The 10,693-nt window shown below is 34.9% G+C and carries 6 protein-coding genes; 4 read left to right on the forward strand and 2 right to left on the reverse strand.

Going from position 1 to position 10,693, the window contains the following annotated elements; genetic code table 11:
- Positions 1 to 30: 30 nt before the first annotated feature.
- A complete protein-coding gene (locus FJOH_RS04170) occupies positions 31 to 2,691 on the reverse strand; it encodes a zinc-dependent metalloprotease (protein ID WP_012022886.1) in 2,661 nt (886 codons plus the stop codon).
- Between the two features lie 200 nt (positions 2,692 to 2,891).
- Between FJOH_RS04170 and FJOH_RS04175 the strand changes: the two genes are divergently transcribed.
- From FJOH_RS04175 to FJOH_RS04190, 4 genes are all read left to right on the forward strand, one after another.
- Positions 2,892 to 3,824, forward strand: a complete 933-nt coding sequence (locus FJOH_RS04175; RefSeq protein ID WP_012022887.1) for a bifunctional riboflavin kinase/FAD synthetase — start codon at positions 2,892 to 2,894, stop codon at positions 3,822 to 3,824.
- A gap of 114 nt (positions 3,825 to 3,938) precedes the next feature.
- Positions 3,939 to 4,376, forward strand: coding sequence for a hypothetical protein (locus tag FJOH_RS04180; protein ID WP_012022888.1), 438 nt, complete (start codon positions 3,939 to 3,941; stop codon positions 4,374 to 4,376).
- 171 nt (positions 4,377 to 4,547) lie between these two features.
- The gene (gene bioB / locus FJOH_RS04185) at positions 4,548 to 5,639 is read left to right on the forward strand and encodes a biotin synthase BioB (protein ID WP_012022889.1); all 1,092 of its coding nucleotides are present in this window, start codon (positions 4,548 to 4,550) and stop codon (positions 5,637 to 5,639) included.
- 80 nt (positions 5,640 to 5,719) lie between these two features.
- On the forward strand, positions 5,720 to 6,586 hold the full coding sequence (locus FJOH_RS04190) for a cupin-like domain-containing protein (protein WP_012022890.1): 867 nt from the start codon (positions 5,720 to 5,722) through the stop codon (positions 6,584 to 6,586).
- Between the two features lie 71 nt (positions 6,587 to 6,657).
- On the opposite strand, the gene FJOH_RS26155 is transcribed toward FJOH_RS04190, so the two are convergent.
- Positions 6,658 to 10,209 carry a T9SS sorting signal type C domain-containing protein gene (locus FJOH_RS26155; protein ID WP_052295173.1) on the reverse strand — a complete coding sequence of 1,184 codons (3,552 nt, stop codon included), beginning with the start codon at positions 10,207 to 10,209 and terminating at the stop codon, positions 6,658 to 6,660.
- Positions 10,210 to 10,693 lie beyond the last annotated feature (484 nt).

Here is a 10,693-nt window from a genome sequence, read left to right on the forward strand (position 1 = left end):
TTCAGTTTGAAATTTGGGATTTTATAAATATTAGTTTATAATAATCTTTCTAACAGTTCTTTTATCACCATCGATTACAGTAACTAAATAAAGTCCAGATGCAGCATTTGGAAGGAAAATATTTTGGTTAAAATCTCCGTCTGTTTCAAAAGTTTTAGCATAAATAGTTTTACCTAAAATATCGTTTACGAAAACCTTCACACTTGTTGATTCACTTTTAAATTGAACAGTAAAACTTCCTTTGTTAGGGTTTGGATAAAGTACAAAATCTTTTTTTACGACATCTATAGTATCTAATGTAAAAACTTGCGTACATATATTTACTGAAGCCGAATTTACAGTTCCAAACATTCCAGAAACGGCATCTCTAACTCTAAATGTCCAGGTACCTTCAGGGCTTTGACCATTAAAGACGCTCAATTCATCTGCTGGAAAAACAATTTGAGTTGTTGTTTTAGCGCAGTCTAATGTATTTCCGGAATCGTCAAATTGAAGAGCTAAGGTTGAACTTGTACCTCCGCATGATTTATTAAACAAACGAACAGTTGTTCCTTGCGGATTTACAATTTCAATTTCGAGGTCAGAAAATCTTGTATGTGTCACATTTATCGAAACATTTACATCTGAAATATTTCCTTCAGCAGCAGGAACATTAACAGTTCTTGCAGTATAACTTGAAGAATATGGAATACTAAAAGAGCTTCCAAAACTATAAGTATTACAAGTTGTAGCAGCAACATAACCAATAGCAAATGGCTTACTATTTAGTGCATAATAAATATTACCTATTGGTTCAATTAAAATCCTGCAATTAGTTGAAGATTCAATACTTTCCGGCACAATCACAAACTCAGAACCATCATTAGGAGTATTTGATGCTAAAGTTATTGGAAAAGTCAATCCTCCATCTGTTGATAATTTAATATTTACTGTTGATGAACCTTGCAGATTATTGGTATTATTTACACTCCATGTAACTGTTTGACCATATCCCTGCCACCAGCTTATGTCGTCTATGTTATGTGAAGTAACCGCAAATGGTCCGGCAGAGGAAACAACGTTAACAACCATAGCATCGGTATTTGTTTGTGCTTGACCAGATGCACCATTATCTCTACCTGTTAAAGTAAAATTTAAAGTTCTATTTATAGACGAAACCGACTCCCATGTAGTCGTTAATTTATTTTGAAGAACTGAACTTAAACTTGGCATATAACGAATTTGTGAACTGCTTGGCGCAACTGAACGAAATAATGGACCGTTAGGTTTAGTTGGATAAGCTGTACTATTTGTTCCTGAAGTTGTAGTAGCATTATCATATTCTTCCCAATTATAAGTTATATTATTCGCTTCTAAACTACTTCCTTTTAAAACAAAAGGGGTACTAATTGGAATTGTATAATCAATTCCGGCATTAACTGCTGGTGGATTATTTGTTATAGTACTGCTGACCGGGCAGCTTTTTGAGGCAAGAGTATTTTGAATCTGTAAAATACTTGCATAAGCAAAATAATCATCGGAATTATTCTGAATATCATAATCATCAGTTATTCCTGCATACCCCATTATAGTGCTGCCGCTTCCTGGTTCAACATTTACAGAAGTTCTTTCACCAGAGTCGTAAGAAAAAGTATGATTAGCTCCTAACTGATGTCCCATTTCATGAATTACAAAATCAATATCAAATGTGTCACCCTCTGGTTTTCCATCTGATGGAGATGTATAAGCGCTGCCTTTAGCTAAAGGATCTGCTGAAGTTGGGTTTCTGCATACACAACCTATGCAGCCTGCATTTCCGCCTCCTCCGGAAGCACCAAATAAATGACCAATATCATAATTATTATTACCTATTACGTTTGTTAATGTTGTTTGTACTTCTTGATTCCAAGCACCTCCAGCGCCAGCAGAAGCACCTGAATATGGATCCGTAGAAGCATTTAGATATATTATAGCATCATTATTAGCAATTAGAACCAGTTTTACTGCTAAATCTCTATTTAAAATTCCATTAACTCTTGTTAGTGTTGCATTCATTCCGCCAAGTGCAAGAGCCTTAGTTCCTCCAAAATAAGCTGCATATTCTCCTGTACAAGACAATGCAAGCTGTAAAGTTTTAAATACTTTATTATTTGAAGTAGTCTTAGCTGTTTTTGATAAATCCGACTCTTGTGCTATTTGATCAATTGTTTTGCAGTCCAGTTTCATTCTTGAAGTTGTTCTATCAGATGAAAACAAAACATATTGCTCTCTATTTTCAGGATTTTGTTCAATAAACTCTGTTTTTTTATTCCCTCTCAAAACCATTGTCTGTATTCCTTTAGGAGAAACACTTAAATGTATTCTGGCTGATTTGTCATCTAAACTACTTCCTTGATAAGCACGTATTTCAGGATATTTTGCCTGCAATTCAGGATCGAAATTTGAAGATTCTGAAACTTGAAATCTTTCTAAAACACCATTGGTATTAGGAATAGTAATTTCTGCAATACCTTCATCTAAAGATTTTTGAGATGTTTTTGAAAGTTTAGCTTTTAAAGATTCTGTGTTTAATCTATAATACAGTTTATCTGAATCAACCGTTATGGTATTTTTATTAGACGTTAAGCTAACTTTTTGCCATAAATCATCACTCTGAGCATGAAGTTTTACACAACAAAATATAAACATTAAAAAAAGTAGTAGTTTTTTCATACTTAGTGAGGCTTTTATATAATTCAAAATTAATAGATTTAAATCAAATTCTTACATGTAAACGACGATAAACATTTTTTAGTCGACGAATCAAATTCTTTTTTCGGCAAAAGAAAGCGAATCTTCTTAAAAAATCAATTCAGCGAAGCACAAAATTTAAAATAGATAGTATAAATTTGCAGCATCTTAAATAATTTGTTTTGAAGCTCTTTCATTCTATAAACGATTTCCATACGACCAAGAAAACAATTTTAACTCTTGGAACTTTTGACGGCGTACATATTGGTCATAAAAAAATTCTGGAAAGAATTACTGAAAATACCGAAAATGGAAAGTATGAAAGTTTAGTGCTTACTTTTTTTCCGCATCCAAGAATGGTTCTGCAGGAAAAATCAGAAATAAAACTTCTAAATACAATTTCTGAAAAAACAAAACTTTTAGAAGCAACCGGAATTGAAAATCTGGTTATACATCCGTTCAACGAAAGTTTTTCAAGACTTACTGCCGAAGAATTTGTGCACTCTATTTTAGTAGATCAATTTCATATTCAAAAAATAATTATTGGACACGATCATCGTTTTGGAAGAAACAGAACAGCAAATATTGAGAATTTAATTGCTTTTGGAATTGAATACGGTTTTGAAGTCGAACAAATATCAGCCGAGGAAATTCAGGATGTTTCAGTAAGTTCAACTAAAATTAGAAAAGCTCTTACTGAAGGAAATATGATTTTGGCCAATGAATATTTGGGATATGACTATTTCTTAACTGGCGAAGTTGTTCAAGGAAAGCAATTAGGAAGAACAATTGGCTTTCCTACTGCTAACATACAAATTGAAGAAGAATACAAATTGATTCCTAAAAACGGAGTTTATGTAGTTCGCGCTTTAATTGATGAAAAGGAAGTTTTTGGAATGATGAATATTGGTTTTAATCCAACTGTTAATGGACAAAAACAAACTATAGAAGTCAATCTTTTTGATTTCGATGCCGATATTTATGGTAAAAAAATCGAAGTTTCGTTACTTCAATATCTTCGTGACGAACAAAAATTCGGCTCTATTGATTTATTAAAAGCCCAATTAAATCAAGACAAACAAAATGCTTTGGCCTTTGTGAGCAAACTTCAATAAAATTTCAAAAAACACTTTTAACTCTTTTTAGATCATCGTAGTTATTTTTTTAGTAAATTTGATATAGAACTGTTTTTCAAATATTTACTATTAACTTCTTTAAAAATAACCACTATGAAATTACCTAAAGAAATAACAAACGGTTTTTTAATATTCCTTGGAATTGGGATTTATTTTTTATTGATGAATCTATTAGGTTTGGCAGATTTATTCTACCTGCGTACACTTAACGTATTCTTTATATTTTATGGCGTAAACAGGACAATGCAGATGAATCTTCATGAAGGGGAAACAAATTTTGTATCTAACGCGGTTTCTGCAATGGCAACTTCTGTTGTTGGTGTGGCTCTAAGCGTTTTTGGATTATTAGTTTATAGTTATGCACGAGGCGGCGACGCTTATGTCGAAACTTTGTCTAAAACTTTTATGTTTGGAGGAAATCCTTCTGTTCCAACCTATTGCATCTGTCTGCTTTTTGAAGGACTTGCTTCTTCGGTTATTGTTACTTTAATGATGATGCTGTATTGGAACAATAAATATGCTGCCGATTAATTAATCAAAATAAAAACCATTATTTAAGCACTTTAAAATCATAAAAATTAATAATTATATGATTTTAAAGTGCTTTTTTTATGAAATTATTTAACAAATATTCATTTACAACACGCAATGTTGTTGATTCAAAAATTTAATTACATTTGAAGCTTCAAAAACAATTTATCCATGAGCATGACTACAAAACACAATTGGACAAAAGACGAAATTATTGCAATCTACAACAAACCATTAATGGATTTGCTTTATGAGGCAGCGACGATTCACAGACAACAACATGATCCAAACGTGGTTCAGGTATCTACCCTGCTTTCTATAAAAACCGGCGGATGTCCGGAAGATTGCGGATACTGCCCACAAGCGGCTAGATATAATACAGGAGTTGAAGGAAATGATTTAATGACTGTAAGTCAGGTAAAAGCACAGGCATTAAGAGCAAAATCAAACGGATCATCCCGTGTATGCATGGGTGCTGCCTGGAGAAATGTTAAAGATGGTGAAGAATTTGATCAGGTTTTAGAAATGGTACGAACCATTAATAAACTTGATATGGAAGTCTGCTGCACTTTAGGAATGCTGACCGAGAATCAGGCACAGCGTTTAGCCGAAGCCGGTTTGTATGCTTACAACCATAATTTAGATACTTCTGAGGAATACTATAAAGATGTAATTTCAACACGCGGTTTTGAAGACCGTTTACAAACTATAGAAAATGTTCGTAAAACGAATGTAACAGTTTGCAGCGGCGGTATTATTGGAATGGGAGAAAGTATTGAAGACAGAGCCGGAATGCTTGTTGCACTATCAACTTTAAATCCACAGCCAGAATCCGTTCCTATTAATGCCTTAGTTGCTGTTGAAGGAACTCCAATGGAAGAAGAAAAACCGGTTGAGATCTGGGAGATGATTCGTATGGTAGCTACTACCCGAATTGTAATGCCGGAAACTCAGGTTCGCTTGTCTGCCGGAAGAACCAATATGTCGCGCGAAGGTCAGGCAATGTGCTTTTTTGCCGGAGCGAATTCAATTTTTGCCGGAGATAAGCTACTTACTACACCAAATCCTGATGTTAACGAAGACATGAAGATGTTTGAGACTTTAGGCATGGTGGCTCAAAAACCATTTATTAAAATAATGCAGCCTAAAACAGTTGAAGCTGCTGATTCTCAATTTGCTCCATTAGGAGAAAAACCAAAATGGTCTAGACCCGGACATACAATTGAAAGAAACATTGAAGCATCGATCAAATCAAAAATTTAATTAAAAGAGCTCAAAAATCTCGATAAATATTTTTAAATTGCTTATGACACAGAGTTATAAGCAATTTTTTATTTGTACTAATGAAATTAAAACAAATCGAGAGGGTTAAAAAAATCTCTAAAGATGATTTTGTTTCCCAATATGTAAAAAAACAAATTCCCGTTGTTGTCGAAGAATTAACTGAAGACTGGCCAGCTTATGAAAAATGGAGATTATCCTATATTAATAAAATTGCCGGTAATATTACTGTTCCTTTATACGATGACAGACCTGTAAATCATGAGGAGGGTTTTAACGAAGCTCATACAAAAATGAAAATGAGCGATTATATTAGTTTATTAGAATCAAAACCTACCAACTATCGCATTTTTCTTTATAATTTAATGAAAGAAGTCCCAGTATTGAAAAACGACTTTTTATGGCCGGATATTGGCTTAAAATTAGTTAAACAATTACCAATGCTTTTTTTTGGCGGAGAAAATGCCCGAGTTTTTATGCATTATGATATTGACTATTCGAATATACTGCATTTTCATTTTCATGGTGAAAAACAGTGTATGCTTTTTGCACCGAATCAGTCAAAATACATGTATAAAGTGCCTCATGCTTTAATTTCGAGGGAAGATATTGATTTTGATAATCCAGATTATGATAAATTTCCTGCTCTTCAAAATGCAGAAGGATATATCACAAATCTTAGACATGGAGAAATGCTGTATATGCCGGAAGGATATTGGCATTATATGAAATACCTGACTCCTGGATTTTCTATGAGTCTGCGTGCTTTTCCAAAAAATATCTCCAATTTATCAAAAGCCGCGTACAACATCTTTATCATGCGTTATTTTGACATCATGATGCGAAAAGTAAAAGGTCAGAAATGGATTGATTATAAAAACGAAAAAGCTATTCATAATACCAATCAAAATCTCCGAAAGAGTGCTTGAGCATAAATTTTGAAAACAAAAAACCAGCTGCAGTTTAAAATTGCAGCTGGTTTTTTTATTTCTGTCATTTCTTAATTAAAAACAATTTTCTTAGTTATAATATTTCCATTATCTAAAGTTACTTTCACAATTAAAACCTGATTTCCGGATTGGAAGTTAGAAACTTGAAACTCCGTGTTTTCTACTTTTTTGTTGTTATAAAGCAGCTTGCCTGAAATATCAAAAATCGAAACTTCTCGCATTACATCTTCAGTCGAATTTAATTTTATTGTTTTATCTTTTACAGAAACATAAAAACTATTCGTTTGATTTTCGAAATCATCTGTCCCTAAAGTGGCGGTAGTGTACCTAATTACAAACCTATCTGAGAATGTTCCAATGGCAGTATTGAAAGTATAATTACTTGTTTGAAGATTATGTAATGTATTTGTCAATTTATCTTCTAAATAAACTGCATGGTTTGTCAAATCACCATCTGCATGATCCAGAGAAATTGAAAATTCTCCAGCTATTGCTGATCTATATCCAAGAGGAACAACATCTGACTCATTAAAAGGAAGAGAACGTCCTTGAATTACTAAGTTCTGTCCTTCATTAATACTGTAAAAATCCAAATGAGGATTTGCATCAGCTGTAATTGCATCGTAATTATGATCCCAGAAATTAGTAGCTCCTTCAATATAGCCTATTAATAGTTGTTTAAATGCTCCCTGAGTATTTGTTAAATTAATCCAGACTCTATGTCTTTCGATCGCTGATTTATTGGTTTTATAAAATTGTGTATTATTTGCTGCAACTCGCATCGAATTTGTAAAAACGGCATTTCCTGCTGTTTTAGATACTACAAAAAATCCCTGTCCTGCGGCTATATACCCCAAAGGAGCACTTTGATTACCCGGCGTCGTTGCTCCTTGGCCAGTCATACCACCAACAATTATACTTCCAGATAAATTATAAACTGCATAATCATTATTATCATAATTATATTGTGCACCACCCGGCGTACTGCTGCTTGGCAGACTATTATGGGTCCAGAAATATAAAGTCCCATATAGGTTGGCTGAATTATTAGCAATAAATTGATCTGCATAAATAGCAGAAGGATATGGGTTTCCCAAAAGTTGAAATGCTTCTGCTGTACCTAAAGAAACTGAAATTGGTCCATTATTGGGCACTCCAACAAAAGCTCCTAAATAGTTTGCACCCGTATTTAAATCGTTTGTTTGCGGTGCTCTCACCACATAACCGCGTCCTGGTACCATTTGTTGTGTTCCGTTAAAACTAATAACCCATCCTGCAACAGGATCATAGCTGTAATATTTATCAGCTAATGTTCCCGGAGATAAATCATAAAGTGTAAATGGGGGCGTTCTTGTAATTGGAGAAGACCAATACGTTAAGTCATAACGTCTAACAGGCGGAGTAATTCTTTTGTAAGTAATATTTCCAACATTAGTAACATTATTGGTCTGCAATAAACTTGAATTATTCTCAAAAATTAACTGACCTCCATTATTTGTTACTGCATTTGAAATTGTTAAAGTATGATTAGAGTTAACCGTAACAGTAAAACCAGAATCTACTATTAGAGAACAACCACTTAAATTTCCTGTTGTTGAATAATTTCCAGAGAAACGCACCACATCTGTACTTATAGGCGGGCTTCCTTTTGACCAGCTTGTGCCATTCCAAATATTTACAACTGGAGCAATAAGAGTAAGAGTAGACGTAGCTAGTGATGGGCAGTTTGCAGCATCCTGCACTGTAAATGTATAATTTCCAACTGCTAAATTTGAAATAGTATAAGTTGTTCCGGAAGAATTATAGGTCTGAGAAGCCGTTCCGCTTTGTGTTATGGTCCAGCTTCCCGCAGGCAGCCCAGTTAAGACAACGCTTCCGGTTGAAGTGACACAATCTGGTTGTGTTACTGTTCCAAAGCCCGGTGTTGCAATTCTTGAATTTACGGTAATTGTTGCTGTATTATTTGTAAATCCACTGCTTCTTGAACATGTATTGGCTCCTGTTACAGACACCAGAGTGTATACTGTAGTTGTAGTAACTGGAGTTGTAAATGTTGGAAAAGCGACACCGCTTGATATATTTGCTGCAGTACGATCTGCACCGCCATTTTCTTTGTAAACAATTGTATAAGGTCCGGTTCCGGCTGTTGCTGTAAATGTTAATTGTCCACTACCTGTTACACAAAATGGACCATTGGCACTCAAACTGCCTTGAGGGAGTGGATTTACTGTTATTGTTGCAATAGAAGAATTAACAACTGCGCAATTTCCATTTTGAATTACGGCTCTAAACTGAGAAGTTTCTGTAAGAGCACCTGAAGTATAAGTGTTTGTTGTATTTGGAATTGTTGTCCAAACTGTAAAAGGACTCACAGATGATTCCCATTTTATAATAGATCCAGTTTGCCCGCTCAAAGTCAATGTTCCGCTTGTTGCTCCTGAACAAACTGTGGCAGTTCCGGCTAGAGTTCCGCCAACTGTAGCTGCAAAAACAGTTAATGAGGCTACATTATTTGTTGATATATTAGAAGAACATGCTGCAGATGTCAAATTGGTCACTGTAATATTACTTGTTCCAATAACATTTAAGCCTGCTGCTGTAAAAGTTCCTGTTCCGGGTGTAGTAACATTCATTATAGCTGTTAATCCTGTTCCACTAGGATTACTACGATTATAAGTAACTACATAGGGCCCAATAGGAAGGCCTCCTCCACTGGATGTTAAGGTTACTACAGAAGTTGTTCCTACTGAATTACAAACATTTGCGGCAGAAATTCCAGTGATGCTGTAAGTTGGACAAGTATAGGTAATTATAACACGGCCTGCCGCTCCCGAACCTCCAATTTGTGCTCCTCCAAGTAACGACTGCATAGCACCACTTCCTCCTCCTCCTGGTGCTGTACCTGCATTTCCAGGACCATTTCCTAATGCTACACTGGCAACACCAGCACCACCAGCACCGCCGCCGCCGCCGGCTGTTCCACCGGCTCCTGACACAGTTAATAAACCTATTGCACCTGTAACTCCATTACCTCCAGCTGCACCATCCAATTTTGATACATTTCCAACTGAACTTGCGGCTGATCCTCCAGCTCCGCCTGCTGGTGTTCCTCCCGCATTATTTGCACCGCCTCCACCACCGCCTAATGCTAATATAGATGTTTCAAATCCTAAAATGGTAGAACTCCCTCCTGCTGCTCCGTTAACTGCAGCACCCGAAACTAAGGCATTTGTAGTTGTACCTGCAACTGATGCATTTAAAGTCGCACCAGCGGCAACAGTTATATTACTTCTTGCATAAGCACCGCCACCACCTCCAGCTGCCGCTCTTCCATCTAAAACGGCTCCACTTGCACCTCCACCAGCGCCTCCGCCTCCCCAAGCCTGTACATCCATTGTGGTTATCCCGGCAGGGACTACGATTGATCCGTTGGAATTAAATGTATGAGGTGGTTGTGCCCATAAAGAAAAACATACAAATAAAAAAAGAAGAGATAGTTTTGCCTTTGAAGATGAAATTTTTCCAAAATACAGATTCAAGTAATAAAAGCAATGCGTTAAAACTTGAGGCAAAACCAAAGAGGCTGGTAGTTTTTTTTCCATCACACTATTTTTTAAATTAAAAGAAAAATTAAAATCAAATGAAGTCTGATTAAATTGAAAATTCTAAATACCTCAAAAAAAGTATGCGTACAGAATAGAGATCTGATAATTAAATCCAAAGAAGTACTATTTTGATGCTTATTTTTTAATGGTATTTAAAATAGCAATCAATATTTTTTTGGCAGATAAAAAATAAAAAATATCATTTTGGGAAGGGGGTGACAAAATGTATTTCAACGGCTTTTAAGTACGTTAATCGTACAATTATTACTACAAGGTACGATTTTATTTACAATGCTGTATTTGCAATATGTTAAAAATTAACACTTTAACAGTTTTCACTCAACAACAGGCAATTCTTACATTTTGTGTTAATTAAGAAAAGTCCAGTAAACATAGGATCCGGCTAAAAATAAAGACGTACTTAGTCAAACTTACTTAAACAAAAAATCCATTTACTTTTAAGCAAATGGATTGTATTCTA

The organism is Flavobacterium johnsoniae UW101, assembly GCF_000016645.1.
In the GTDB taxonomy this organism is placed as follows: domain Bacteria; phylum Bacteroidota; class Bacteroidia; order Flavobacteriales; family Flavobacteriaceae; genus Flavobacterium; species Flavobacterium johnsoniae.